We start from the raw sequence: 25,614 nt of genomic DNA, 5'->3' as shown, positions 1-25,614 counted from the left end.
CTTTCTTCCTTACAATTGCCCATTGTACAAGAGGCGAGCACCTAATTTTCTACCGCTTGCACGAACAAGAGAGTATGGACTTGACAGGCTGTTGGTTTGGCCGGTTTCTCTGGACTTCGTACAAGCTGATGCGGGGGGAGTGTAACAGTGTCATCTGAGATGGAGAAGTGGTTAGAAAGACGTGGAGTATCAGTCGGTGACGTGGCAGAAATCGTCTTTTCGCTTCAAATCCCGTATAATCCAGATTTGACCTTAAAAGAATGTGAAGAGAGCGTCGTCGCGGTGTTGAACAAGCGAGAAGTGCAGTATGTATTATTTACAGGTATTGCGCTTGATGAGCTAGCAGAACGAAAGCTTCTTCCCGAGCCGCTTCAGGCCATTATGGAAGCGGATGAATCCTTGTTTGGTGTAGATGAAACGTTAGCACTTGGGATAACCAATGTGTACGGAATGATTGGGCTAACCAGCTTCGGATATCTCGACAAAGTGAAGCCGGGCATCATCCGTAAGCTGAATGAAAAGGGGAAGCATATCCATGTTTTCCTTGACGATCTCGTAGCGGGACTGGCTGCTGCCGCTTCTGCACGTATTGCGCATCAGGATCCCAAGGCCAACCATTATGATCAGACTTGAATGCTGCCTGTAAATCTAAATAAATCTGGGCTAAAAGAGGGCTGCACCCCTCTTTCCAGTCATGCGGCGTTGCGGTTAATTCAGAACATATGGTATCATTATCACATCATATGCCCAGATAGCATGAGTTTGCATGGCTGAACGACGTCAAAGCTCATGCTTCGTATCGATTTTCTAATATGCTCAGGAGGTCCTTTCATGTGGACGGTTATTTACATCGCGCCGACGGCAAAAATTGCGGAGAGCATCAAAAACCGGCTGACCCAGGAAGGGTTTCTCGTTAAGATTCGACCGATTAACGTGACCAAACAGCAGTACGAAATTTTGGTCCCATCAGGCGAACTCGAAGAAGTGCAGGAAGTGCTCAACAATATTTTGAATACGCATAGATAGTTTAAACTACTGCGCCCCCAAAGAGGTGTCACTTGTGTTCAAGGACTTATTTCATAAAAGAAAATACGCAACAATTCCATCTGGAACGCAGCAGCCGCGCACTAAGCCGGATATTCCAGAAGGACTCATGTCCAAATGCCCTAAATGCGGCAATATTCAGTTCAGTAAAGAGATTGAGAAGAATTTGAAGGTATGCGCCAGCTGCGGCCATCACTTCCGTTTGAATGCGTGGGAACGGATTGCCATCACGCTTGATGAAGGACGAATCCAAGAGTTTGATGCGGACCTGGAATCGGAGGATCCGCTTCAATTCCCGGGATACGCCAGCAAGCTGGAGGCTCAGAAGAAAAGCACAGGGCTTAAGGATGCTGTTGTAACAGGGGAAGGAACAATCGGTGGTTTTCCTGTCGTTGCTGCTTTCATGAGTTTTGACTTTTTTGCAGGAAGCATGGGTTCGGTTGTTGGAGAGAAAATTACGCGTGCAATCGAACAAGCCCATATGAAGAAGCTTCCGATGCTTATTTTCTCCACTTCAAGTGGAGCTCGAATGCAGGAAAGTATTCTGAGTCTGATGCAAATGGCGAAGACGAGCGCCGCACTGGCTAGGTTTCAAGGTGATGGGGGTCTTTATATCTCCATTATAACGGACCCTACGACAGGCGGTGTCTCTGCGAGCTTTGCTATGCTGGGGGATTATAATCTGGCCGAACCGGGTGCACTGCTTGGCTTTGCCGGCCGAGTGGTCATTGAGCAAACGATTCGCCAGAAGCTTCCTGATGATTTCCAAACCGCAGAGTTTAATTTGCAGCACGGCCAACTTGATAAGCTCGTGCATCGTAAAGAGATGAAGTCATTACTGACGAAGCTGCTTGATATGCATGCTGTAAAGGGGGATATCGCCCATGGCGGGTGAGCTGCCGTTTGAAAAGCCGCTTAGCGAGCTGAGGAAGAAAATCGAAGAATTAAAAAAATTCGGTGTAGAATCGGGTATTGATTTTACCGATGAAATTGGTCGTCTAGAAGAGAAATGCACCCAACTGCAGGAGGAGCTCTATAACGAGCTTACTCCAGCGCAGAAGATGCACCTCGCGCGTCATCATGGCAGACCCACTTCACTTGACTATATACAGTCGATCTTTAGTGATTTTATCGAGCTACATGGCGATCGATTGTTTGCCGATGATCTTGCCATTGTTGGCGGTCTAGCGAACCTCAATGGGATCCCTGTTACGGTTATCGGTCATCAACGAGGCAAGGACACGAAGGATAATATTGCTCGCTTCTTCGGCAGTCCCCACCCGGAGGGCTTCCGCAAAGCTCTTCGCTTGATGCAGCAGGCCAATAAATTCAACCGTCCAATCGTAACGTTTATCGATACGAAAGGTGCCTATCCGGGCAATACTGCAGAAGAGCGCGGTCAATCGGAAGCGATTGCTCGCAATCTCCGTGAGATGGCAATGTTCGGTGTACCGATCATCTGCGTTGTAATCGGTGAAGGCGGTAGTGGCGGAGCGCTCGCGCTTAGTGTTGGCAACCGGATCTTAATGTTGGAGAATGCCATCTATTCCGCTATTTCACCTAACGGTGCAGCTTCTATTCTTTGGAAGGATGCATCGCGGGCTGATGAAGCGGCTTCTGTCATGAAAATTACGGCGGCTGATTTGGTTGAATTCGGCATTGTAGAAGAAATCATTGCTGAGCCCCAGGGCGGAGCACATCGTGATTTGCCAATGCAGGCTGAAACGATAAAAGATGCGGTTTGGCGTCATCTGCAGCAGCTGTCTGAGCTTACTAAAGAGGAGCTAATCGTGGATCGTTACGAGAAATTCCGCAAGATTGGTAAGTTTAAGTCGCCTGAAACCACGTTGACTGATGATCCTGTAGAGCAAGTAGAATCCATACAAATATAGAGATATATGCTTGTAACCGTACAAGCTTAAATCATACAAATTTAGTCAGAGTAACAACTGGAGGATGTCAATTAACATGCGCAAAACGAAAATTGTATGTACAATCGGACCATCAAGCGAATCACTGGAAAACACCAAGAAGCTAATCAACGCGGGTATGAACGTAGCCAGGCTTAATTTCTCCCACGGCGATTTTGAAGAGCACGGCAATCGGATCAAGAACATTCGTCAAGCTTGCCAAGAGCTTGGCACCACTGTCGCTATCTTGCTGGATACGAAAGGTCCAGAAATTCGTCTTGGCAAGCTGGCAGACGAGTACGAGCTTATCCAAGGCGATACCGTTACATTGACAACAGAAGAAATCGTTGGCGACCAGAACCGTATCCCGGTAACGTATGCGAACTTGCCTTCTGACGTTGAAGTAGGTTCAACGATTCTTATCGATGACGGTTTGATCGGCCTGACTGTTGAAGAAATTCAAGGAACAGAGATCAAATGCCGTATTGTCAATAGTGGTCCAGTTAAGAGCAAGAAGGGTGTTAACGTCCCAGGCGTACATATTTCCCTTCCTGGTATTACGGAGAAGGATGCGAATGATATCGTGTTCGGTATCGAGCAAAATGTAGATTTCATCGCCGCTTCTTTCGTTCGTAAAGCAACAGACGTTCTAGAAATTCGTGAGCTGCTTGAGAAACACAATGCAAGCCACATTCAGATTATTTCTAAAATCGAGAACCAACAAGGTGTTGATAACCTCGATGAAATTCTTGAAGTTTCTGACGGTTTGATGGTCGCTCGTGGGGATCTCGGCGTTGAAATCCCAGCTGAAGAAGTACCGCTCGTTCAAAAAGAGATGATTCAAAAATGTAATCGTGCCGGTAAGCCGGTCATTACTGCGACTCAAATGCTTGATTCCATGCAGCGCAACCCGCGTCCTACACGTGCGGAAGCAAGTGACGTAGCGAATGCAATCTTTGATGGCACAGATGCGATCATGCTCTCAGGGGAAACAGCAGCTGGTAAATATCCGGTTGAATCTGTTCAGACGATGTCCCGTATTGCAGTACGTGCGGAGTCGGCGCTTGATTATCGTGAAATTTTTACTAAGCAAGCGAATGCACAGCAAACGACAGTTACTGAAGCAATCAGCCAAGCAGTTGCGAATTCCGCGCTGGATTTGAATGCGAAAGCGATCATCACATCCACTGAAAGCGGCTATACGGCACGCATGGTTTCCAAATATCGTCCAAAATCACCGATCATCGCAGTTACACCAATTGAGTCGGTTATGCGTCGTCTAGCGCTGTCTTGGGGTGTTATACCTGTTCAAGGTACGCCGGCTGAAACAACGGACGAAATGTTCGATATCGCAGTTCGCGGCGGAATTGACTCCGGTAATGTGAAGCTTGGCGATACCGTTATTATTACAGCAGGTGTGCCAGTTGGACGTTCAGGCTCAACTAACTTGATCAAAATCCATACAATTGGCGAAATGATTGCCAAAGGACAAGGGATCGGTTCACAAAGCGCAACGGGGAAAGTTGTTGTCGCTCGTACACCGCAGGAAGCAATCGCCAAAACAACAGAAGGCTCCATTCTCGTTACCGTTTCGACGGATAAAGAGTATATGCCGGCTATTCAAAAAGCAGCTGCAGTAATTACGGAGATGGGCGGAATTACGAGCCATGCTGCAATTGTTGCGTTAAATCTGGGTATTCCGGTTATTCTAGGTGTTCAGAATGCGCTTGAGCTTCTGCAGGATGGTTCTGAAGTTACTGTATATGCGGAAGTGGGCATTATTTACTCCGGACAAGCCAAAGTTCTATAGTATAAAACTTCTTCACAAGATGACGAATGACAAAACAAAGCGATGGTGCGCGGGCACCGTCGCTTTTGTTCTACTTAGCCAAAGAAAAAAACTCGATTTCGTTTATTTGATTCACTTCAAAGAAAGGTGGTGCTGGTGAATGACAGATACAGATAAGCCCGTTATATGGCATTTGCATCCACTTAGAGTGAGGTATCAGGAAACTGATCAAATGGGCGTCGTATTTCACGGTAACTATTTGACTTGGTTTGAGATTGGCCGGACCGAGCTTGTGAGATACTTAGGAATGTCTTATCAGGCGATCGAGAAGGCGGGGATGCTGCTGCCTGTTGTGGATTTAGCCTGCAGTTATCGTTCTCCCGCTCGATATGATGATTGGGTAGTCATCTGTACGACAGTTGAGCAATTCTCATCGATTCGGATTTCGTTCCGCTCCGAGGTAAGACGAATCAATGAGATGACGAGCTTACCCAAAGCATGGCTTGGGGAGGAGCCGCCTGGAGAGCTGCTTGTAAAGGGTGAAACACATCATGTGTGGGTTAATGCGGAATGGAAGCCTTCAAGAGTGGAGAAGGCTATACCAGAGCTTTACGAACGTCTAAAAACTTTAGCTGCTGGAACGCTGCCTATAGAGGGAGAGAAATAGCATGTTGAAATGGATTATTGCTGCAATTATTATTATTCCGAGTGTAGAACTATGGGGAATTATCAAGATGGGGAATCTGATCGGAGGCTGGGCTACGTTTGGCCTTATCCTGCTGACTGGTTTTGCCGGTGCACAGTTTGCCAGATCGGAGGGTCGCAAAGCGCTCCTCGATGTTCAACAGCAGCTTCAATCCGGACACCCGCCTGGCCATGCCATGCTAAATGGATTATGTGTGCTGATTGGCGGATTATTGCTCATGCTGCCAGGTTTTCTAACGGATATAGTCGGCATCACGCTGTTACTTCCTTTTACGCGTCCCTTTTATCGCTTTCAGATGCTCCGTTTTATAGAGCGGAAATTACGTAATGGATCGTTCATAATCCGAAGAAGGTAATAATAAAAAGGCTCGCGTAGAAGGCCGCTGCGCGGACGGATCATTCTTACGATCGCTGTTGTCTCTTTATTTCTTGATTCTATCCCTAAGGGGTAGAAATAAGGAGACAAAGGCGAACGCTATCGCTTCTTCAGAACGATTCCGTCCGCTTCGCTTTGTTAGTCGTGATGGCAATTAAATTTCCTATTATCTGGGGCCTCGCATGACAAAGGAGTAGATGTCTTTAAATACATTTGCTCGATGGATGGCCGACAGTATAACGAGGGAAACGGGGCCGATAATAAGGCCTAGGACGCCGAATAGCTTTAAGCCGACGAACATCGCAATCAGGGTAGGAAGGGGGTCAAGCCCCACGCTGCTGGCGAGAACTTTGGGTTCAAGTATTTGCCGAGTGATGAGAATAACGCCATACAGGATCGATAATCCTATACCAAGAGATACATCTCCATATATGAAGGTAAATGCAATCCAAGGGACCATGGCTGCGCCCACTCCTAAATAAGGCAGCAGGTCAACGAGCCCGATAAGTAAACCGATGGATATCGCATAATCGACCCGCAGGATGAGAAGACCGATAATAACGACAACTGCAGTGATGGAGATCATAATAAACTGTGCACGGAAGTAACCGAACAATGCTTTTTGTAAATCAGACCAGACTGCTGTTGTTGATTTGCGAATGCCTTCCGGAAACCAATCTTTCATTCTGAACAAATGACGATGCCAATCCTTCCCTATGAAGAAGGCAGCAAGCATGACAACGACCATGATGGTCGCCACATTAGGCAGGGACGAGATTAAATTGATCACTCCATTTAGAATAAACGTGATTACGTATGTACTCGTTTGTGCCAATAGGTTGGCTGTACTGGATATCCGAGCGTTGATTGTTTCTTGATAGTTAGGGTTGTTTTGATAAAAGTCGTTTACTTTACTGATAAGATCTTGAATATTGGGTGAGGCGACAAGGGATTGAAAGTGAACTCGCCACCATTCAATCGTGCTGTTTAATGATTTGGATAAATGAATGATTTCTACGACGATTCGCGTGACCATAGCCGTGACGATGGTCAGTAGGGCGGATACGAACAGAAGAAGGGTGAAAGAGACACCTAACCAGCGTGGAATTTTTAATTTACGGTTAAGCATATTGACGACAGGATTTATAAAATAAGCAAGCAACCACCCGATGATAAACGGATAAACAAGAGGGGTTACATAAATTATAGCAAGAATTAACAATGCAATTCCAACGAGCACAAGCATCGAACGGCCGATACGCTTCCAAACAACCCGATCCATGATATTCCTCCTAAAAGCTTCACGAAGTGAAGCTAGCATCGAAAGCATAAACTTAAGCTTCACGAAGTGAAGCTAGCATCGAAAGTATAAACTTAAGTTTCACGAAGTGAAACCAGCATCGAAAGCATTAGCTTGATGTTTACTCTTTTCACTAATATTGTATCATGTTGCCTGACGTTTACCAATAATACGCAATTGAATCTCACTTACTTTACGTTGCATTTACAATCTTATAACATTTAACAAACAGTGAACCTACATAATAAAGATAATCGGCATTTTTTACCGAAGAGCAGTTGATTTTGCTGAGTATAAAGAATGATTACTTGCTGATGCCTTACTCTGATTATATTCAGGAGGATTTCGTATGAATAAACCTTTGTCCCCGTATGTAAACCGTGATTTAAGCTGGATGGAATTTAACCGAAGAGTACTTGAAGAAGCCCAGGATGCGAACAATCCATTATTAGAGCGGGCCAAATTTCTATCTATTATGGCAAGCAACCTGGATGAATTTATGAGCGTTCGAGTTGCCGGTATTCAAGATCAAATCAAAGCGGGTTATATCAAAAAGGATTTTACTGGTTATACCCCTGCTGGCTTGTGGAAACGTTTGATGAAGCGTGCATCGATGATGGTTACGGAGCAATACCGAACCTATCGCGAAGTTTTGAGGGGATTAGCGAAAGAGGGTATTTGTTTCCGGTCATTGGATGAGCTCAGTGAAGCGCAGCTGCAAGCAGCCGATGATTATTTTAACGAGATTGTATTTCCTGTTCTTACCCCGATGGCTGTTGATCAGAGCAGACCTTTTCCTCTGCTGCATACAAAAGAACTCTATTTAGCCATACTGCTCGGTCGCGAGAATATGCCACCTGAAGAAGAACCTTTTTTTGCAATCGTTCAAGTTCCTTCCATTTTACAGCGTTTTGTTCCCATTCATGGACGGTCCAATAGCAAAAAACTGGATTTTCTGCTATTAGAGGATTTGATTGAGCGGAATATCAAGACTTTATTTAACGGCTACACAATGATTGATGTTAGCCCATTCCGGTTGACTCGTAATGCGGATTTAACGCTGAACGAGGAAGGCGCGGAGGATCTGCTTGAAGAGATTGAGAAGGAGCTGCGTCGTCGTCGCTGGGGGATGCCGGTGCGACTAGAATATGGTAAGGGAATGCACCCTTATGCTCTGCAGATGCTCAAGGAGGAGCTGGAACAGGGTGAGAATATGATTGAGATTGACGGCCCGCTCGATCTGACATTCCTCATGCGTTTTTCAGGCTCACTGAAAGGTTTTGATTCGCTTCGTTATGAGAAGATTGAACCTGTCTATCCGCAAGAGCTTGAAGAAACGGAGGATATGTTTGCCCTTCTTCGTCAAGAGGATGTGCTCATGTATCACCCCTATGAGTCCTTTGATGCGGTTAATGATTTTGTAACAGAAGCGGCCCATGATCCCGATGTACTTGCTATCAAAATGACACTGTACCGTGTCAGTGGACAATCTGCTCTTGTACAAGCGCTGGCCAAGGCAGCCGAGGCTGGTAAGCAGGTGACGGTTGTTGTTGAGCTTAAGGCTAGGTTTGATGAAGAACGCAATATAGCATGGGCGCGGCAGCTAGAGAAAGCTGGCTGTCATGTGGTATATGGCTTAGTTGGCTTGAAGACACATGCGAAGATAACGCTAGTTGTTCGTAAAGAGCAGCAGATGCTTCGTCGTTACGTCCACGTGGGTACTGGAAATTATAATGATAATACGGCTAAGCTTTACACTGATATTGGATTATTTACGTCTCATCCGGTTATTGGAGCGGATGCATCGGCGTTGTTTAACGAAGTGACCGGTTACTCATCGCCTTACGAATGGAAGGCTTTTGGAGTAGCGCCAACCGATTTGAAACAGAAGTTGTTTGGACTGATTGATCGGGAGAAAGAGCATGCTATTGCTGGAAGGCCGGCCCATATTATTGCAAAAATGAACAGCCTATCGAATCAAGAAATGATCGATAAGCTGTATGAAGCCTCACAGGCCGGGGTGAAGATTGAACTGATTATTCGCGGCGTTTGTTGTCTAAGACCTGGCGTTCCTGGTCTTAGTGAAAATGTTCGAGTCATTAGCATCGTTGATCGCTATCTGGAGCATTCGAGGATCATTTATTTCCTCAATGGCGGCGAGGAAGAGCTGTATTTATCGAGCGCCGATTGGATGACACGGAATTTGACACGAAGAATTGAATTGATGTGTCCAGTATTCGATGCCAGGTTACGAAAAATGCTTGTGAATGTACTGCAGCTCAATCTCAATGACAATATGAAATCACGTGAACTGCAGCCAAGCGGTGTCTACGTACCCGTAAGGAATGAGCTGCCACCGCTTAGAAGTCAATTCGAAGCGAAAAACATTCGTCAATGGAAAAGCTATCTATAGTCTGGTGCATACAGGGCCGGAATAAGGCCCCATAGTTTCTTGAAATCATGGGCAAGCGTATCGACTTCCTTGCGTTCAACAGCAAGCGAGCCATCTGCTCGGATAGCCCGCAATTCCAATTTGCCGCCTGCATTCTCGATGACGAGGCGGCCTATGGCTTGCGTTTCGCTTCTGTCTAGTGCAACAGCTAGTTGAAGCAAGGAACCAAGCTTACAAATAAGCGTAACGTCATCCTCGCTTAACATCGGCCTGTAGGCAGCGGCAAGCTGGCGGACGCGATTCTTGTTTTTGTAAGAAGCAATAGCAGCACAGAGTAAGATTTCCTTATGGGAAAATCCATTAATATGTGAATTGATCATTAAGTAAAACGTATGTTTCGTGTAATCATAATAGTCAATGCTCGCTCCAATCCGGTAAAGGATAGAAGCCGTATCGATCCAAAGTCTTGCATGTTCTGGGAAGAAAAGCTGCTGCAGCTCCAAAGAGTCGAACAGCTGCAGAGCAATCCGATTAACCTGCATCATATGCTGCTTAGGCGCTTCCGGATGGAGAGCAGCTATATTATTAACACTATAAGTAAGAACATCGTCCAGCTTAGGCTTCTCAGGAAATCTTGTGGAGAAGAATAGACCATCACGCAAACCAGCACCGCAAATGACGTAAGTTGAGGCGCCAATAATTCGGTATATGGTTCGCAGAATGGCAATGCCGGGTACAATAATATCGATGCGGTCCTTGGATAAGCCTGGAATTTTATTGCGTTTATCGAGCGGCTCTTTGCGGAGCATATCAAATAAATCATCCGTTGCTGAGCCGGACATCGGATAGTTGTGATAACTCTCAAAGGGATATTTCACATGGGCCTGATGGATTTTGCCAAGTGCCCGAATCGTTCCGCCAACACCGATGAGTGGAAGGTCTGGTGACCATTTCAGCCAAGCTTCTCGCTCTGCTGCTTCCTCGACAAGCTGTTCGAGTGCGCGGAGCTGATCATCGGATACGGCACCCTTGGATGAGAATCGACGGGTTAAGCTGACACAGCCAAATGGGAAGGAGACAGCTTGCACGAGTGTACGGTCTTTGAATAAAGATACCTCGGTGCTGCCTCCGCCAATATCGATGAGGAAGCCATCCTTAACATCCATGGAGTTAATCATACCAAGGAAGCCATAGCTAGCCTCCTCTTCGCCGGAAATCAGTTCAATTGGAAGACCGCTCTCTGTTTCTACGCGCTGAAGCAAATGCTGTTTATTGGTTGCATTTCGAATGGCGGCAGTTGCTACGGCCCGAACAAGTCCTGTTCGATGATGAGCACAAATGAGGCGGAAATGGTTAATTGTATCAACGAGCTCATCTATTATTTTATCCGGCAATGCGCCATTATCGTCGATTTGTTCACTTAGCCTAGCTGAACGTTTACTTCCATCAATGACGCGATGCGCGCCGCTTGAAGTACGTTCGTAGACAACAAGTCGAATAGAGTTGGAGCCAATATCGATAATGCCGATGCGTTGTTCAATCATTGGGGAGCCTCCGGTTTGAAAAACTTATTTTTCTGATCATGTACATATTACCATTTGAAGGGCTATGCAAAAAGGTTTGTTTCAATACGAACGGGCAGTTATTTACGGAATGATCAATGTTCGTGTCGAGAAAGAGAAAAAAAAGTAAAAAAATAGTAGCCAAGAATCATATTACCTTGATATAGTTGCATATTATCACAGCCATTATGCTATTTGTAAGTGCAGTGCAGAAGCGAACTGTCACTGGTCAACCGCCATCTCCAAACAGTTTTTAATTACATTTATCATTAAGCACCCAACTGGGTGCTTTTATTTTGCCCTGAAAATACGGAGTCAATAAAGCCGATAAACAATAATACATGGATTGTAGGGTCCGCGTTTCAATATGCAGATAATGGGGCCGTTGATGGAATTACCGGTAAAGTTGATATTGAATAAGTCGTTGTAAACGATAAGCTTGCTGCCTATGGCTCGATCAAAGGACATGTTTATCTTCCAATTCGGAAGATAGGAGAGGCGTTTGGGTTTTCAGTATATTTGGCATATCTATGGCAATACGGAGTTGGAAGAAGCGCCGTGCGTATTTGTAGGCGTTTCTTATATTTTTTAGATCAGACAGAAGTAGCGAAACAATGAATAGAAGTAGGAATAACAATCACCGTAGCTTATCCTTTAGTGCCCACATTTTGCCCATGTCAGCATGAATTTAGGCATATTTTATCGTGTCATATGGAACAGTATGATTATTAAAATAATGTAACTGGTCCGCGCTATCGTTGCACATCGTGCTAAATAGGTCTAAAATAATTTTGATGAAGCCGATAAAGCAATTTTATGTCCATTTTTGTTCACTTCCCTGCCAAAATCCGATATGATTAGAGCGACGATACGGAATGGATGCCCTTTATTGTTATCGAAGTCATGAACAATTGAGCTCGAAGTGCCCTGGCAATTGTTCATTACGGTGAGTTACAATTGAATATCAGTGATTGGATCAACGCATAGTTATACGAGCTAAAAGGAGAGAGAAACATGACAGCAACCAAAGGTCTGGAAGGCATTGTCGCTACGACATCCTCGATTAGTTCCATCATCGATGGCGTATTGACTTATCGCGGTTTTGATATCGACGATTTGGCAGAGAACGCTTCTTTTGAAGAAGTTGCTTACTTACTCTGGTACGGAAAGCTGCCAACACAATCTGAGCTAGACGGCTTGATTAAGCGGCTTGGAGAAAATGCAGCGGTTCCAGCAGGTGTTATTGACCAGCTGAAGCTTTACCCGAAAAACACCAATTCCATGGCTGCACTGCGTACAGCAGTTTCAAGTCTGGCATTGTATGATGAGTCTGCCAATGATATGTCCAAGGAAGCTAATATTCAGAAAGCGATTAAGCTGCAGGCTCAAATTCCTACTCTTATTGCTGCATTCGCTCGCCTTCGCGAGGGCAAAGAACCAGTAGCACCCAAAGCAGGCGTTTCCATTGCAACCAATTTTCTATATATGCTTACAGGACAAGAGCCCGATCAGGTTGCTGTTAAGGCGCTTGACCAAGCACTCGTCCTTCATGCTGACCATGAATTGAATGCTTCAACGTTCGCTGCACGCGTTACGGTTGCAACGTTGTCCGATATATATTCAGGCGTAACATCGGCTATCGGCGCACTGAAGGGACCTCTTCATGGTGGAGCTAACGAAGCTGTAATGGTGATGCTTGAAGAAATCGGTTCTTTCGCTAATGTGGAGCCTTTTATAAACGCAAAGCTTGCTAATAAAGAGAAAATCATGGGTTTTGGGCATCGTGTTTACAAAAATGGCGACCCTCGTGCGAAACATCTTCAAAAAATGTCCCGTGAGCTTGGAAAATTGACAGGCAACATGGAACTATACGAAATGTCCGTGAAAATTGAAGAGCTTGTTACGGGTCAAAAAGGGTTAAAGCCGAATGTTGACTTCTACTCTGCATCTGTCTATACGACACTTCAAATTCCGCGTGACTTGTTCACACCGATCTTTGCCATCAGCCGTGCATCCGGATGGACCGCACATATTCTTGAGCAGTATGATAACAACCGCCTGATCCGTCCGCGTGCCGAGTACACAGGTCCGGTTGATCAAAAGGTTACACCAATCGCTCAGCGTTAATTCATTTCTCAGCCACATGCGGCAGGAACAGCCGGTGGTTGCGACGGGGTGTCGATACATGGCTTTATAAGCTGTGTAGTTGGCTCCCGTCATGCTATGTTAGCGTCATTTACCCACACATCCCCAAAAATAAATGTTAAAAAAGGAGATTTACAATGTCATTCGAAAAATTCGCAATGCCAACTGAAGGTAACAAAATCACGATTGATAACGGAGTTCTGAATGTTCCTAATAACCCTATCATCCCTTTCATCGAAGGTGACGGCACTGGCCGTGACATCTGGAAAGCGTCCAAACGCGTTCTTGATGCAGCAGTTGAGAAAGCTTACGGCGGCGAGAAAAAAATCGCTTGGTACGAAGTATTTGCCGGCGAGAAAGCATTCAACAACTACGGCGAATGGCTGCCAGCTGATACGCTAACTGCTATCCGTGAATATATTGTTGCGATTAAAGGACCTCTTACAACACCAATTGGCGGCGGTATTCGCTCCCTGAACGTAGCCCTTCGTCAAGAGCTTGACCTTTACACTTGCTTGCGTCCTGTTCGTTATTTTGACGGCGTACCTTCCCCAGTAAAACGTCCTGAGCTTGTAGACATGGTTATTTTCCGTGAAAACACAGAGGATATTTATGCAGGTATCGAGTATCAAGAAGGATCTGCAGAAGTGAAAAAAGTGATTTCTTTCCTTCAAAATGAAATGGGCGTTAATAAAATCCGCTTCCCAGAAACATCCGGTATCGGAATTAAGCCAGTATCTGCTGAAGGCTCCAAACGTCTTGTACGTGCTGCGATTGAATATGCGCTGAAACACGGCCGCAAATCGCTAACACTTGTTCATAAAGGTAATATCATGAAATTTACTGAGGGTGCTTTCAAAACTTGGGGTTATGAAGTTGCTGAGCAAGAATTCGCTGAAAAAACCTTCACATGGGGCGAATACGACCGTATCAAAGAAGCACAAGGTACGGATGCAGCAAACAAAGCACAAAAAGATGCAGAAGCAGCTGGTAAACTAATCGTTAAAGATGCAATTGCTGATATCGCTTTGCAGCAAGTACTTACACGTCCTACTGATTTTGACGTTATTGCTACGTTGAACCTGAATGGTGATTACCTGTCTGATGCATTGGCAGCACAAGTTGGCGGTATTGGTATTGCTCCAGGCGCTAACATCAACTACCTGACAGGACATGCTATTTTCGAAGCTACTCATGGTACAGCTCCAAAATATGCGGACCTCGATGTTGTAAACCCAGGTTCTGTTATCTTGTCTGGCGTTATGCTGCTTGAGCACCTTGGCTGGCAGGAAGCTGCTGATTCCATCTACAAAGGTTTGGAAACAGCTATTAACAACAAAACAGTAACTTATGACTTTGCTCGTCTGATGGACGGCGCGAAAGAAGTTAAATGTTCTGCGTTTGCTGATGAAATCATTGCAAACCTAAAGTAATACTGCACCCCCTAAATCCCCCTGGAAGGGGGACCCCAAGGGCTTTGCCCTTTGGAATCCCTCTGACTAACGTGGGAGATGGTCATGCGTCTTAACGGCCGCTGGGTGGGATGCTTACGCCAATAACGCACTGTTGTTCAGTGCGTTATTGGCACGCTTGATGCGTGTTTGGTGCGTGAGAGCCGCTTAATGCGGCTTTCTTGATCGCTAGGCGCGTGTTAAAAGATTTAGTAAGACATAGGACTCTCTTCAGGCGAGATCAAAATATTAGGCTACTGGAGGTAATTTAATCATGGCAATTAAACGTCATAAAATTACTGTTGTTGGTGCTGGTTTTACTGGAGCGACTACGGCTTTGATGCTAGCTCAGAAAGAACTTGGAGATGTCGTGCTCGTTGATATCCCACAGCTGGAAAACCCGACTAAAGGCAAAGCACTAGATATGATGGAATCGACACCTGTTCAAGGCATCGACTCCAAAATCATCGGTACTTCTGACTATGCAGATACAAAGGATTCCCAAGTTGTTATTATCACGGCTGGTATTGCTCGTAAACCAGGCATGAGCCGCGACGATTTGGTTAACACAAATGCAGGCATCGTGAAATCCGTTTGCGAAAACATTAAAGCAACAAGCCCTGAAGCGTACGTTATCATCTTGTCCAATCCGGTTGATGCGATGACTTATGTTGCTTTCCATGCACTTGGCTTCCCTAAAAACCGTGTCATTGGTCAATCTGGTGTTCTTGACACTGCACGTTACTGCACATTCATCGCGGAAGAGCTGAATGTTTCCGTTGAAGATGTTCGCGGCTTCGTTCTTGGCGGCCATGGCGATGACATGGTACCACTTGTTCGTTATTCCAATGTTGGCGGTATTCCAATCGAGAAGCTGATCTCAGCTGAGCGTATTGAAGCCATCGTACAACGTACGCGCGTTGGCGGCGGAGAAATCGTTAACTTGCTCGGCAATGGCAGTGCGTATTATGCGCCAGCAGCATCGCTCGTGCAAATGACGGAAGCGATTTTGAAAGACAAAAAACGCATTACGCCAGTAATTGCCCTTCTTGAAGGCGAATATGGCTATGATAACTTGTTCATGGGTGTGCCTGCAATTCTTGGTGGCGACGGAATCGAGAAAGTATTCGAGCTTGAGCTTACCGACGGGGAAAAAGCAGCTCTTGAGAAATCAGCTGTATCCGTACGCAACGTGATTGCAGTTGTAAACGGCTAATTTCTTCTTCAAAAACGAACTCGTGAAGCACATGAGACCCTGACTAATTGCTGTCAGGGTCTTCATTTTTTCCTACATGAAAGGAGGTTTATGGATGAATCAAGCAAGGCAAATGCTCAAACAGGTGTACGGCTTTGACTCCTTTCGCAAAGGACAGGAAGATATTATTGGAGGCTTGTTAGAGGGACGGGATACGCTGGCGATTCTGCCGACTGGCGGCGGTAAATCGGTCTGCTATCAGCTGCCTGCACTGCTGCTTCCTGGGACGACGATCGTTGTATCGCCGCTCATTTCCTTGATGAAGGATCAGGTTGATGCTCTTAACCGATTAGGTGTTTCAGCCGCCTACTTGAACAGCTCGCTTGATGCGGCAACCTATCGTGACGTGATCAGAAAGACTTCTCAGGGGGTCTATAAACTGCTCTACGTCGCTCCTGAGCGCCTGGATGGTACGATGTTCGAGTCACTCGCAAGTCAACTTCACATCCCGCTTATAGCGATTGATGAGGCTCACTGTGTATCTCAATGGGGGCATGACTTCCGCCCTAGCTATCGTCAGCTAGCAGGTTGGATCGGTCGATTAGAGAACCGTCCTCCTGTTGCTGCGTTTACAGCAACGGCTACACCGGAGGTTTCGCAGGATATTGCCGACATGCTTGGGCTGCGTAAACCAAATGTATTCGTAACCGGATTTGCTCGGACGAATTTATCGTTATCCGTCGTGACGGGAACGGATAGAAGAAAGTTTCTTCGTGATTATTTGGCACAGCGGCCAGATCAGTCAGGAATTGTGTATACAGCTACACGTAAAGAAGCGGAAGAGGTTTATGAGGATTTAACTAAGCTTGGCATATCTGCGGGCAAATATCATGGTGGACTTAGTGATACGGAGAGAGCGGATACTCAGGAGAAGTTCCGATTTGATGATAATCGCGTCATGGTTGCAACGAATGCCTTCGGTATGGGGATAGATAAACCGAATGTACGCTTCGTCGTACACTGGCAGATGCCCAGTGATGTTGAATCCTACTACCAGGAAGCTGGGCGTGCTGGACGTGATGGGGAGGAAAGCGAATGTGTATTGCTTTTTGAACCTCAGGATGTTCAGGTGCAGCGGTTTCTGATTGAGCGGAGCACAGCAGATGCGGAACGCAGGTCAATTCAATTAAATAAGCTTTATACGATGATGCATTATAGTCGCTCGGATCGTTGTCTTCTTCAGTTCATTGTTAGTTACTTTGGAGAAGAGGATGTCCCTTCATGCGGTAAATGCAGCAATTGTCTGGATCAAAGCGCGAAGGTGGATATAACAGAGGATTCCCGAAAAGCCTTGTCCTGTGTGGGACGGTTGAAAGGGAGATTCGGTGTCTCATTGGTAGCTAAAGTGCTGAAGGGCTCTAGGGAGAAACGTATTATTGAATTTGGTCTAGACCGTTTATCCACCTATGGTTTGCTGCGTAACTGGGTGGAGAAGGAAATTACCGATTTAATTTATTATCTCGTGGCGGAAGGCTATTTGCGAATCAGCGAAGGCGAGTATCCGACGGTCTCACTTGCTGCTGAAGCTTTACCTGTGCTCGAGGGTAAAATAACCGTCACTAGAAGACAAAGTGCGGCTGCCAAGCGGAGAACAAGTGAGGGTAATGCGGTATCAGCGGCGAATACACCGCTCTTCGAAGCTTTGAGAGATTGGCGTCGAGAAGCGGCAGCTCGAGAACATGTACCGCCATTTATGTTATTTTCCGATGCTACATTGCGAGAAATTGCGGACCGGCAGCCTGTCGTCAGCGAGCAGTTGCTCGAGGTCAAAGGTGTTGGTACGGCAAAAGCTAGTAAGTATGGCAGTGATGTTATTGCCATTGTACGTCAACATCGCGGTGATGGCTCCAGTCATTCTGAGCAGAGAACTGTACCTTTTGCGAACTCGAAGACGATTGCAACGGATATGATTAATCAAAGTGCGGCAAAGTTATCTTCTTCAGGAAATGGTGCTGAGCTTGCTCACTTGGCAGGGTTATCGAGTCATATGCAGACGTTGGCGCTCCTTAATGAAGGACAATCGATTACGGAGATCGCATCGATTCGAGGTATGGGGCGAGTGACCATTGAGAATCATCTCTTGCGTTGTGCAGAGGAAGGTGAAATGATCGATTGGGATGCTTTTATCCCGATGGAGCATGAAGCATTAATCGTCGAGACGATCACAGAGATCGGAGCGGAGAAGCTGAAGCCGATTAAAGAAGCGCTGCCCGTTGATGTTGATTATTTTGCAATTAAGGCGGTCATGGTCAAACATAATCTCATTTATCGGGGAGAATAACCCGTTTTCTTTGAAATTGGCTGATTGTTCTAGTATACTTGTAAGGATTCAGTAGCTCGAACGAGTAACGCAAAAACATGGTTTATGCTTACGAAGTAGTTTTTGCTCGTAGGAAGCGATTCAAAGATGTATCGCAAAAACTTTTAGGAGGAAAAAAAGAATGTCTAATTTCATGTTGTTTTTACACGTAATTGGAGCGGCTGGTATGGGGTTTTATATTGTGCTTCCCGTTATTATTGGCCGAGCTTCGAAGCTTGATGGGAGTGGACAAGCTGGTCTTGCTGACGGATTGGTCGCAGCTAACCGCATTGCGCAGTATTTCCTAGTTCTACAGCTGCTAACTGGCGGTTATTTGATTTCTCAAGGTGAGTACAAAGTGGTTTGGATGATTGTTGTTACGTTACTTTTCTTGGCTATTGCAGCACTAGGTGGTATTGTGTCTAAACCTCTTAAACTAATCGCTACTTCGATACAAAGTGGAACAAGTGCATCTTCTCATATTGCGAAGGCTCGTGTGTTGAGCATCATTATTCTATTGATTTATTTAGTAATTATTTACTTCATGAAATTCCCGATTTACAAATAGTTGATTAACTTCTGCTGATAGGGGAGAGAAGCGTGACAAAGACTGCGCCGGATTTATTAACCTTTGGTGAAACAATGGCGTTATTCATGCCGCAGGAGTATCGTGGCATCGAAGGAGCGCCTTCTTTGGAGCAGAGCTTTGGCGGTGCCGAAAGCAACGTAGCCATCGGTGCGGCAAGACTAGGTTGCTCTGTAGGATGGTTTGGCGCACTTGGAGATGACCCTTTCGGTAGATCTATTCTAAAGCGTATACGCGGCGAGGGTGTCGATGTCTCCAGAGCGAGACTTACTCAAGGCGCACAGACCGGTATGATGTTTCGTGAGATGGTAGCAGGCAAGCTGGCTGTGCACTATTATCGTAAGCATTCGGCAGCGAGCCAAATGCAGCCTGATGATCTTGATCTAGCTTATATAAAAAGCTGCAAGCTGCTTCATGTGACTGGTATAACACCGGCACTCAGTGAAAGCTGCCGTGAGACGATTCTAACGGCTGTCACTGCGGCGAAAGAAGCAGGTGTGACCGTTAGCTTTGACCCGAACCTGAGGCTTAAGCTCTGGACGATCGAAGAAGCAAGACGTGTTGTGCTTCCGCTCGCGGAACAAGCCGATTATTTCCTTCCTGGATGGGATGAACTGAGGCTGCTTTATGAGACAGATGATTTCACTGAGGTGAAGGCTAAGCTTGCTCAGTTGAATGCCGTTAGCATTGTGAAAGGCATCGGTGACGCGACGGTCGTGCTGGAACGAGGGGAAGCCACAGAAGTTCCTTTCTATCCGGCCGATAAAGTGGTGGATACGGTCGGAGCCGGTGACGGTTTCTGTGCAGGCTTCCTTGCTGGCCTGCTCAAAGGCATGAGTCCAGTGGAAGCAGTGAGATTGGGGAGCATCAATGGTTCCCTCGTCGTTCAAATGCGTGGGGACTGGGAAGCGCTTCCCGATTGGACCACAGTAGAGCGCCGCTTGAGCGATAAAGGGTGGGTTGAGCGTTAATGGCAGATACCCAGTCGTCTAAGGGCCAGCGCAGACGTGAGCAGGTTATGAATGTGCTGAAACGACAGGGCCGGATAACCGTTCAAGAGGTTGTCGAGCGGTTCAATGTTTCGGAGGCTACGGCACGTCGCGATCTGGAGCTTATGGAGAAATCGGAGCCCGTCATTCGGACGATTGGCGGAGCGATGTATGACGGGATGAATACGGTTCGCGAGCTTCCCTTTGCTGAGAAGGAAGGTCTATCGTTTCTCGAGAAGGAGCGTATCGCGGCCGCTGCTGCAGCGCTCATTGAAGAAGGCGATGTTGTTGGCTTATCGGGTGGTACGACGAATTACTATTTGGCTAAGCTGCTGAAGACCCGTCGAGGCATTACGGTTGTCACGAATACGGTGAATGTGGCTATGGAGCTTGCGGGAAGTGACATTCAGGTTGTTGTTACTGGCGGTATGATGCGCCATAACAGCTTCGAGCTGTGCGGACCACTTGGTGAAGGAATGATTGGTCAGTTGAATCTTGGCAAGATGTTTCTTGGGGTGGATGGTGTATCATCTACAGGGGGCATCACGACCTATTCCGAGCAGGAGGCGCATATTGCCAAAGCAATGATTCGGCGTTCTCAGGCCACCTATGCGATGTTCGACAATACGAAGATTGGGAAGACTTCACTTTTCTCTATTGCACCGCTATCAGAGCTGCAGGGCTTTATTACGGATAGGCCACTTCCACAGCAGCTTGCAGCTGCTGCTGAATCATTTGGCATTCAAGTATTCCTTGCACGTGAAGAGCAGCATTCGGATGAAGCAGGCTTTGGTTCAATATAAGCAATGTCCTACAAGGTTCAATGAACCAAAGCGGGACATTGCTTTTTTTATTGGAAGCTTCAATCTATGATCAGCTACCCGGAAAGAACGTAAGTGTTGTGCCTAACAAAGTGACTAAAGAAGAAGCATTAGACCCATCAAAGTAGCGATAGCTGGTTCTTCTTTAATAATTAAGCTATACATATAGGGAAATAGGTTGTTTTATGGCTCAGATTTGATATACTGCTCTTGAAATGCGAAGAAAAACAATCGTCTTGTCATCTTTCATTAGGTTGTACAAGTAACTGACATTTAGGAGGAATTGAGTCGTGTCCGAGAAACGAGTGATTGGAAGCGCATCCCATTTGTATGAAGTTGAAGAAGGCTGGGGCAAGCTGCCTGGCGGTCTTGCCTATGGATATACCCACGGAATATGTGTTGATGCAGAGGACCGTGTGTACGTACATAATACAAGCAAAGACGCTGTTGTCGTATTCGACCGAGAAGGTACATTCATTACCTCATGGGGAGAAGAGTTTGAAGGTGGAGCACATGGTTTTTATTTGCATCGTGATGCTGATGGCGTGGAGTATTTATATTTTGCCGATACGAATCGCGCGCTTGTTGTAAAGACGACATTAGATGGAAAGGTACTGCTCGAGATAGGCGGTCCTGACCGTCCGGATTTATATGATACAGAGCGCCGTTACGTGCCTACAGATCTATGCGTTGCGCCAAACGGAGATATTTATGTATCCGATGGCTATGGCCAATCTTATATTCATCATTACGATGCAAAAGGCACTTATATTCGTTCCTGGGGTGGTCACGGGTCTGAGCCTGGACAGGTTATTGAACCGCACGGAATATCCATTAATCTTCGCGGCGAAGAGCCGGAAATTTATGTGGCGGACCGTCGCAACAGCCGGATTCAGGTATTCACGCTGGAGGGTGTTCACAAGCGCTTCGTTGATCATAATCTTGATTTGCCTTGTAGCTTTTATTTCTTCGGCGATGAGGTCTATTTGCCGGATTTGGACAGCCGAGTTACGATATTGGATAAGGATGATCGCTTGATTACCCATTTGGGCGAAGACCAACAGGCCTATAAGCAGCAGGGATGGCCTAACCTACCTAAGGAATACTACAGACCGGATAAATTCAGCTCGCCACATGGCGTTTGTGTGGATTCCCACGGGGATGTTTATGTCGCGGAATGGATAATTGATGGTCGAATTACGAAGCTAGTCAGGCAGAAATAATCGATACATTTAGTTCATGGAAGATTACCGTGGTTGGGCTTTTGCTTTAAAATGATGTAAATAAACAACAAAGCCGACGGGGCTCAGAGCGAACCGTCGGCTTTGTTGTTTAAAGGTAGAACCTATTGCTCGGCCGCAAACACCTGACGACCTTGGACCCATGTAGAGAGGACGGTCTCGAATTTGCTATCCGTCCATACAAGATCCGCTAGCTTACCAGCAGCAATGGTTCCAGTGCGTTCCTTCAAGCCAAGCTGCTGTGCTGGATTCGCGCTTGCTAGCACGCTTATCTCCGGCACGCTAAGCGAAGTATTCGTGAGTATATAACGGAAAGCATCGATCATTGTCAATGTGCTGCCTGCGAGATTACCGCCTTCACGAAGCGCGGCAACACCTGCAACTACATCAACCACCAACCCGCCTAATTCATATTCCCCATCACCTAAGCCTGCTGCTGCCATGGCATCCGTAATGAGAATGACTTTATCCGATGGTTTGGCGGAGAGCAGCAATCTTATGGCCGCAGGATGGACATGATGTCCGTCTGCAATAAGCTCTGCATAAATTCGCTCATCGGTAAGGACCGCGCCTAGTGTGCCTGGTTCACGATGATGCAGGCCGCGCATGGCATTATAGGTATGAACAGCTTGCGTAAGCCCAGCATCCGCTGCTGCAAGAATATCTGCATACTTAGCATCCGTATGTCCGCAAGCCGCTACAATCCCTTGCTCGGCAAGCCATTGGATCAACGCGAGAGAGCCTTCTTTCTCTGGTGCGAGAGTAAGCTGCTTGATCTTACCTGGATATTGCTTATTCCATTCTTGGACCCAATCCAACCTAGGCGGAGATATATAATTAGGGTTCTGAGCGCCAGGCCATAGCTCGCTGATGAAGGGGCCTTCCAAATGAACGCCTTCCAGCGCAGCATAAGGCATGCTTGCATTCATATAAGCCGATGCTGCATGAAGAACAGAATCGATATCTTCCGGTGAAGCAGTAACCGTTGTAGCCAGCATTCGGGTCGTTCCATTAGAAGCGTGGAACTTCGTAATGGTATGATAAGCCTCTTCAGTAGCCTCCATAAAGTCAGCTCCGTAACCGCCATGGACATGGATATCGATAAAGCCAGGCAGCAGCCAGCCGCCGGCTCCATCTATTGTCGGTATGGCGTTCTCTAAGGAAGCATCATCCGTATTCCCCGCGATTATAGCAGAAATGATTCCATTGTCTACGAGTAGACTACCTTCTATGATGTTTGTGTCCACTACGATTTTTACATTCTTAATTCGCCATTTGTTTGGGTTCTCATGCATGATTTATAATAACCTCCCAGCCTCTTTATCCAGCAGAACAATGACATTAGCGTGAGTTTGCAATAAGGATGCGGGGCATTCCGTTGTAATTGGACCTGTAAGGGCCTGCTTGACGATCTCCGCTTTGTCCGCCCCTTTAACAACGAGCAGGATCGTGTTCGCTTTCAGAATCGAACCGACTCCCATGGTTATAGCCTGTTTCGGAACCTCGTCTAAGGAATCAAAGAAGCGCGCATTTGCGACACGCGTCTCTTCCTTAAGCTCTACGATATGCGTACCTCCTTGGAGAGAGCCGTCTGGCTCATTGAAGCCGATATGACCATTGTGGCCAAGTCCAAGCAATTGCACATCAACAGGCTGTTCGGTAAGCATTCTGTCATATTGTTCGCATTCTTCATGAAGATTCTCAGCGTTGCCATTGGGCAAATGAGCTTGTTCACTTGGTAGATCAATATGAGCGAATAAATGCTGCCTCATGTAATGGGCATAGCCTTGCTCGTGATTCTCCGGCAGTCCAACATATTCATCTAGATTGAACGTAGTCGCTTCTTTGAAGGAAACTTTACCCTTGCGATACATCTCTATCATTTTTTCATAAATTCCGATCGGTGTCGAGCCCGTAGCTAAGCCAAGTGTGGCGTGTGGTTTATGATTCAAAGTTGCAGCGAATAGCTGCGCAGCATAATGATCAAGCTCTGATATCGTATCAAATAATTTCATTTCCATAATAGAAGCCTCCTGATCGATCGTTTCATCTTAATTGTAAATGAATTTGAGTGTAATGACAATTAAATGATTATTTTGGTCATAAAAATGATCGAAATAGTCATTTGATAGATATGAATGACAAGAAAAAGCTTGTCATAAATATAATAGATAGGCACTTCGCACGCTGCTTCTGGCTGTGGAGCGCTCGGAAGCTCCTTTGCGTCCTTGATCGGGTCGGCTATTGGTTTTATCGCGGATCAAGCACAATAACTCAATAACGCTGCCAAGGCACTTCCGTGTAGCATTGGCTACTGCTGGACGCAGGTTCGATGATTATGTTAAGATTTATCGATTGGCCCCTGCAATTCGCAACCTTTTTGAAGATAGCAGTGTGGTTGATTTACCCGATTAGGATTGTCACCTTATGCTGCACCCGCAATATTCGTCATGCTCACATATGTTTGTTGAAATAGAGCTGGGAGTTTATGGCGTTGAGGGCGGTACATACGCTATAGTAGTAGCATTCGGTTAATTAGCTCGTGAGCTAGGACACCAATTGTGACCCAATCCGTTCAGCTCGTTGCGAAGCGGATCTTTGAGAGTGTCCTTAAATAAACAAATTCAAAAAATTTTTTCTCATATATAGGATAGGTTGGAGGGGTTAGACCCATGGCAGACGATCGGACATCAGAGCAAGAGCGAGAAGAGCAGTATATGACTACGATGAAGCGTAAGGGTGAACACATTCGTATTTGCTTACAGGAGCAGGTACAGAGCATCGGGATTGAGACCGGATTTGATCAATATCGTTTCCGTCACTGTGCGCTTCCAGAGCTTGCTTATTCGGAAGTGGATATGACAACTACCTTTTTGGACAAAAGAATGAATGCACCGCTGCTTGTCAGCTCCATGACCGGCGGGACGGGTGAAGCATCCATGATTAATCGCCGGTTAGCCGAGGCAGCCGAGTCACGGGGCTGGGCCATGGGCCTTGGTTCCATGAGGGCAGCAATCGAGAATGAGAAACTGGCAGAGACATTTGTTGTCCGCAGAGAAGCCCCCACAATTCCGATTATTGCAAATATAGGAGCGGTACAGCTGAATTACGGCTATGGTGTTGACCAATGCCGTCGCGCAGTGGAGCTTGCGGAGGCCGATGGGCTTGTTCTGCATCTGAACAGCATGCAGGAAGTGTTCCAGCCAGAGGGCGATACGGATTTTCGTGGACTTCTTGCGCGGATCGGTGACGTATGCCGTTATGCAGGTGTACCCGTGGGTATTAAAGAAGTCGGCTGGGGAATCGACGCCAAAACAGCCACTGCCTTAATAGAAGCGGGGGCTGCTTTTATTGATGTGGCGGGAGCAGGCGGAACCTCTTGGAGCCAGGTTGAGAAATACCGTTCCAGTGATCCCTTGCGCGCAGATGCAGCCGCAGCTTTCGCTGATTGGGGTATACCAACAGAGGAATGTGTACGTGAAGTAAGAGCAGCACTTCCTGATTCGTATATCATTGCAAGCGGTGGTCTGAGGAATGGCGTCGATGCGGCTAAGGCCATCGCACTTGGTGCAGACCTAGCGGGATATGGCCGATCACTTCTTGCCGGCGCAGCAATGAAAAACGATGGTGTTAACGAGCTTCAAAAGCAAATGGAGCAAATCGAATTTGAGCTTCGGACAGCGATGTTTGGTATCGGTGCAGGCTCACTTCCTGAGCTTCGTTCAACGGCTAGCTTAGTGAAGCGGTAA

At 46.4% G+C, this 25,614-nt stretch carries 21 protein-coding genes; 17 read left to right on the top strand and 4 right to left on the bottom strand.

The genetic code is table 11. The features are described 5' to 3' along the window. Positions 1–159: 159 nt before the first annotated feature. From EKN16_RS13955 to EKN16_RS13925, 7 genes are all read left to right on the top strand, one after another. Positions 160–633, top strand: coding sequence for a phosphatidylglycerophosphatase A family protein (locus EKN16_RS13955; RefSeq protein WP_125666250.1), 474 nt, complete (start codon positions 160–162; stop codon positions 631–633). A gap of 198 nt (positions 634–831) precedes the next feature. Next, positions 832–1,026 carry a glutamate decarboxylase gene (locus EKN16_RS13950; protein ID WP_125658067.1) on the top strand — a complete coding sequence of 65 codons (195 nt, stop codon included), beginning with the start codon at positions 832–834 and terminating at the stop codon, positions 1,024–1,026. Positions 1,027–1,060: 34 nt separating this feature from the next. Next, positions 1,061–1,939, top strand: coding sequence for an acetyl-CoA carboxylase, carboxyltransferase subunit beta (gene accD / locus EKN16_RS13945; RefSeq protein ID WP_125658064.1), 879 nt, complete (start codon positions 1,061–1,063; stop codon positions 1,937–1,939). Then, positions 1,929–2,936 carry an acetyl-CoA carboxylase carboxyltransferase subunit alpha gene (locus tag EKN16_RS13940; protein WP_125658061.1) on the top strand — a complete coding sequence of 336 codons (1,008 nt, stop codon included), beginning with the start codon at positions 1,929–1,931 and terminating at the stop codon, positions 2,934–2,936. Before accD ends, EKN16_RS13940 begins: the two co-directional genes overlap by 11 nt. A gap of 76 nt (positions 2,937–3,012) precedes the next feature. Next, entirely contained in the window at positions 3,013–4,764 is a 1,752-nt protein-coding gene (gene pyk / locus EKN16_RS13935) for a pyruvate kinase (RefSeq protein WP_125658058.1), read from the top strand. Between the two features lie 139 nt (positions 4,765–4,903). Next, a complete protein-coding gene (locus EKN16_RS13930) occupies positions 4,904–5,410 on the top strand; it encodes an acyl-CoA thioesterase (RefSeq protein WP_125658055.1) in 507 nt (168 codons plus the stop codon). A 1-nt stretch (position 5,411) separates the two neighbouring features. Continuing rightward, entirely contained in the window at positions 5,412–5,804 is a 393-nt protein-coding gene (locus EKN16_RS13925; protein ID WP_125658051.1) for an FxsA family protein, read from the top strand. A gap of 186 nt (positions 5,805–5,990) precedes the next feature. Here the strand turns inward: EKN16_RS13925 and ytvI are convergent, their stop codons facing one another. Continuing rightward, positions 5,991–7,106, bottom strand: coding sequence for a sporulation integral membrane protein YtvI (gene ytvI / locus EKN16_RS13920; RefSeq protein ID WP_125658048.1), 1,116 nt, complete (start codon positions 7,104–7,106; stop codon positions 5,991–5,993). 367 nt (positions 7,107–7,473) lie between these two features. On the opposite strand from ytvI, the gene ppk1 reads away from it, so the two are divergent. Continuing rightward, a complete protein-coding gene (gene ppk1 / locus EKN16_RS13915; RefSeq protein WP_125658045.1) occupies positions 7,474–9,537 on the top strand; it encodes a polyphosphate kinase 1 in 2,064 nt (687 codons plus the stop codon). On the opposite strand, the gene EKN16_RS13910 is transcribed toward ppk1, so the two are convergent. Continuing rightward, positions 9,528–11,060: a Ppx/GppA phosphatase family protein gene (locus tag EKN16_RS13910; protein ID WP_125658042.1), complete on the bottom strand. Its 1,533-nt coding sequence runs from the start codon at positions 11,058–11,060 to the stop codon at positions 9,528–9,530. The genes ppk1 and EKN16_RS13910 overlap by 10 nt on opposite strands. Before the next feature lie 1,032 nt (positions 11,061–12,092). Here EKN16_RS13910 and citZ point away from each other — a divergent pair. From citZ to EKN16_RS13870, 8 genes are all read left to right on the top strand, one after another. Beyond that, a complete protein-coding gene (citZ, locus tag EKN16_RS13905; protein ID WP_125658039.1) occupies positions 12,093–13,205 on the top strand; it encodes a citrate synthase in 1,113 nt (370 codons plus the stop codon). Positions 13,206–13,360: 155 nt separating this feature from the next. Beyond that, complete coding sequence (icd, locus tag EKN16_RS13900) at positions 13,361–14,656, top strand: NADP-dependent isocitrate dehydrogenase (protein ID WP_125658036.1); 1,296 nt, start codon at positions 13,361–13,363, stop codon at positions 14,654–14,656. Between the two features lie 292 nt (positions 14,657–14,948). Beyond that, positions 14,949–15,890, top strand: coding sequence for a malate dehydrogenase (gene mdh, locus EKN16_RS13895; RefSeq protein WP_125658033.1), 942 nt, complete (start codon positions 14,949–14,951; stop codon positions 15,888–15,890). Positions 15,891–15,984: 94 nt separating this feature from the next. Beyond that, positions 15,985–18,210 carry a DNA helicase RecQ gene (gene recQ / locus EKN16_RS13890; protein ID WP_125658030.1) on the top strand — a complete coding sequence of 742 codons (2,226 nt, stop codon included), beginning with the start codon at positions 15,985–15,987 and terminating at the stop codon, positions 18,208–18,210. Between the two features lie 160 nt (positions 18,211–18,370). Continuing rightward, positions 18,371–18,796 carry a hypothetical protein gene (locus EKN16_RS13885; RefSeq protein ID WP_125658027.1) on the top strand — a complete coding sequence of 142 codons (426 nt, stop codon included), beginning with the start codon at positions 18,371–18,373 and terminating at the stop codon, positions 18,794–18,796. Positions 18,797–18,828: 32 nt separating this feature from the next. Next, positions 18,829–19,785, top strand: a complete 957-nt coding sequence (locus tag EKN16_RS13880; RefSeq protein ID WP_125658022.1) for a sugar kinase — start codon at positions 18,829–18,831, stop codon at positions 19,783–19,785. After that, the gene (locus EKN16_RS13875; protein WP_125658020.1) at positions 19,785–20,606 is read left to right on the top strand and encodes a DeoR/GlpR family DNA-binding transcription regulator; all 822 of its coding nucleotides are present in this window, start codon (positions 19,785–19,787) and stop codon (positions 20,604–20,606) included. The genes EKN16_RS13880 and EKN16_RS13875 overlap by 1 nt, the downstream gene beginning before the upstream one ends. Before the next feature lie 308 nt (positions 20,607–20,914). After that, positions 20,915–21,847: an NHL repeat-containing protein gene (locus EKN16_RS13870; protein ID WP_125658017.1), complete on the top strand. Its 933-nt coding sequence runs from the start codon at positions 20,915–20,917 to the stop codon at positions 21,845–21,847. A 122-nt stretch (positions 21,848–21,969) separates the two neighbouring features. Here EKN16_RS13870 and nagA read toward each other — a convergent pair whose 3' ends face one another. Both nagA and nagB read right to left on the bottom strand, forming a co-directional pair. After that, positions 21,970–23,160: an N-acetylglucosamine-6-phosphate deacetylase gene (gene nagA, locus EKN16_RS13865; protein WP_125658014.1), complete on the bottom strand. Its 1,191-nt coding sequence runs from the start codon at positions 23,158–23,160 to the stop codon at positions 21,970–21,972. Between the two features lie 3 nt (positions 23,161–23,163). Then, entirely contained in the window at positions 23,164–23,886 is a 723-nt protein-coding gene (gene nagB, locus EKN16_RS13860; protein ID WP_125658011.1) for a glucosamine-6-phosphate deaminase, read from the bottom strand. Between the two features lie 651 nt (positions 23,887–24,537). Between nagB and fni the strand changes: the two genes are divergently transcribed. Further along, on the top strand, positions 24,538–25,614 hold the full coding sequence (fni, locus tag EKN16_RS13855; RefSeq protein WP_125658008.1) for a type 2 isopentenyl-diphosphate Delta-isomerase: 1,077 nt from the start codon (positions 24,538–24,540) through the stop codon (positions 25,612–25,614).

Source organism: Paenibacillus baekrokdamisoli, from assembly GCF_003945345.1.
Classification (GTDB): Bacteria; Bacillota; Bacilli; order Paenibacillales; family Paenibacillaceae; genus Paenibacillus_Z; species Paenibacillus_Z baekrokdamisoli.
Note: the sequence above shows the minus strand (reverse complement) of the source record. Positions and strands in the feature narration are given on the sequence as shown.

Bases quoted from the DNA above. Each gene is read 5' to 3' on its own strand.
- nagB (WP_125658011.1), bottom strand. From the start codon at position 23,886: ATGGAAATGAAATTATTTGATACGATATCAGAGCTTGATCATTATGCT.
- ppk1 (WP_125658045.1), top strand. From the start codon at position 7,474: ATGAATAAACCTTTGTCCCCGTATGTAAACCGTGATTTAAGCTGGATG.
- EKN16_RS13885 (WP_125658027.1), top strand. From the start codon at position 18,371: ATGTCTAATTTCATGTTGTTTTTACACGTAATTGGAGCGGCTGGTATG.
- EKN16_RS13910 (WP_125658042.1), bottom strand. From the start codon at position 11,060: ATGATTGAACAACGCATCGGCATTATCGATATTGGCTCCAACTCTATT.
- pyk (WP_125658058.1), top strand. From the start codon at position 3,013: ATGCGCAAAACGAAAATTGTATGTACAATCGGACCATCAAGCGAATCA.
- EKN16_RS13875 (WP_125658020.1), top strand. From the start codon at position 19,785: ATGGCAGATACCCAGTCGTCTAAGGGCCAGCGCAGACGTGAGCAGGTT.
- EKN16_RS13930 (WP_125658055.1), top strand. From the start codon at position 4,904: ATGACAGATACAGATAAGCCCGTTATATGGCATTTGCATCCACTTAGA.
- EKN16_RS13950 (WP_125658067.1), top strand. From the start codon at position 832: ATGTGGACGGTTATTTACATCGCGCCGACGGCAAAAATTGCGGAGAGC.
- EKN16_RS13940 (WP_125658061.1), top strand. From the start codon at position 1,929: ATGGCGGGTGAGCTGCCGTTTGAAAAGCCGCTTAGCGAGCTGAGGAAG.
- EKN16_RS13925 (WP_125658051.1), top strand. From the start codon at position 5,412: ATGTTGAAATGGATTATTGCTGCAATTATTATTATTCCGAGTGTAGAA.
- nagA (WP_125658014.1), bottom strand. From the start codon at position 23,160: ATGCATGAGAACCCAAACAAATGGCGAATTAAGAATGTAAAAATCGTA.
- mdh (WP_125658033.1), top strand. From the start codon at position 14,949: ATGGCAATTAAACGTCATAAAATTACTGTTGTTGGTGCTGGTTTTACT.
- EKN16_RS13955 (WP_125666250.1), top strand. From the start codon at position 160: ATGGAGAAGTGGTTAGAAAGACGTGGAGTATCAGTCGGTGACGTGGCA.
- ytvI (WP_125658048.1), bottom strand. From the start codon at position 7,106: ATGGATCGGGTTGTTTGGAAGCGTATCGGCCGTTCGATGCTTGTGCTC.
- recQ (WP_125658030.1), top strand. From the start codon at position 15,985: ATGAATCAAGCAAGGCAAATGCTCAAACAGGTGTACGGCTTTGACTCC.
- citZ (WP_125658039.1), top strand. From the start codon at position 12,093: ATGACAGCAACCAAAGGTCTGGAAGGCATTGTCGCTACGACATCCTCG.
- fni (WP_125658008.1), top strand. From the start codon at position 24,538: ATGGCAGACGATCGGACATCAGAGCAAGAGCGAGAAGAGCAGTATATG.
- icd (WP_125658036.1), top strand. From the start codon at position 13,361: ATGTCATTCGAAAAATTCGCAATGCCAACTGAAGGTAACAAAATCACG.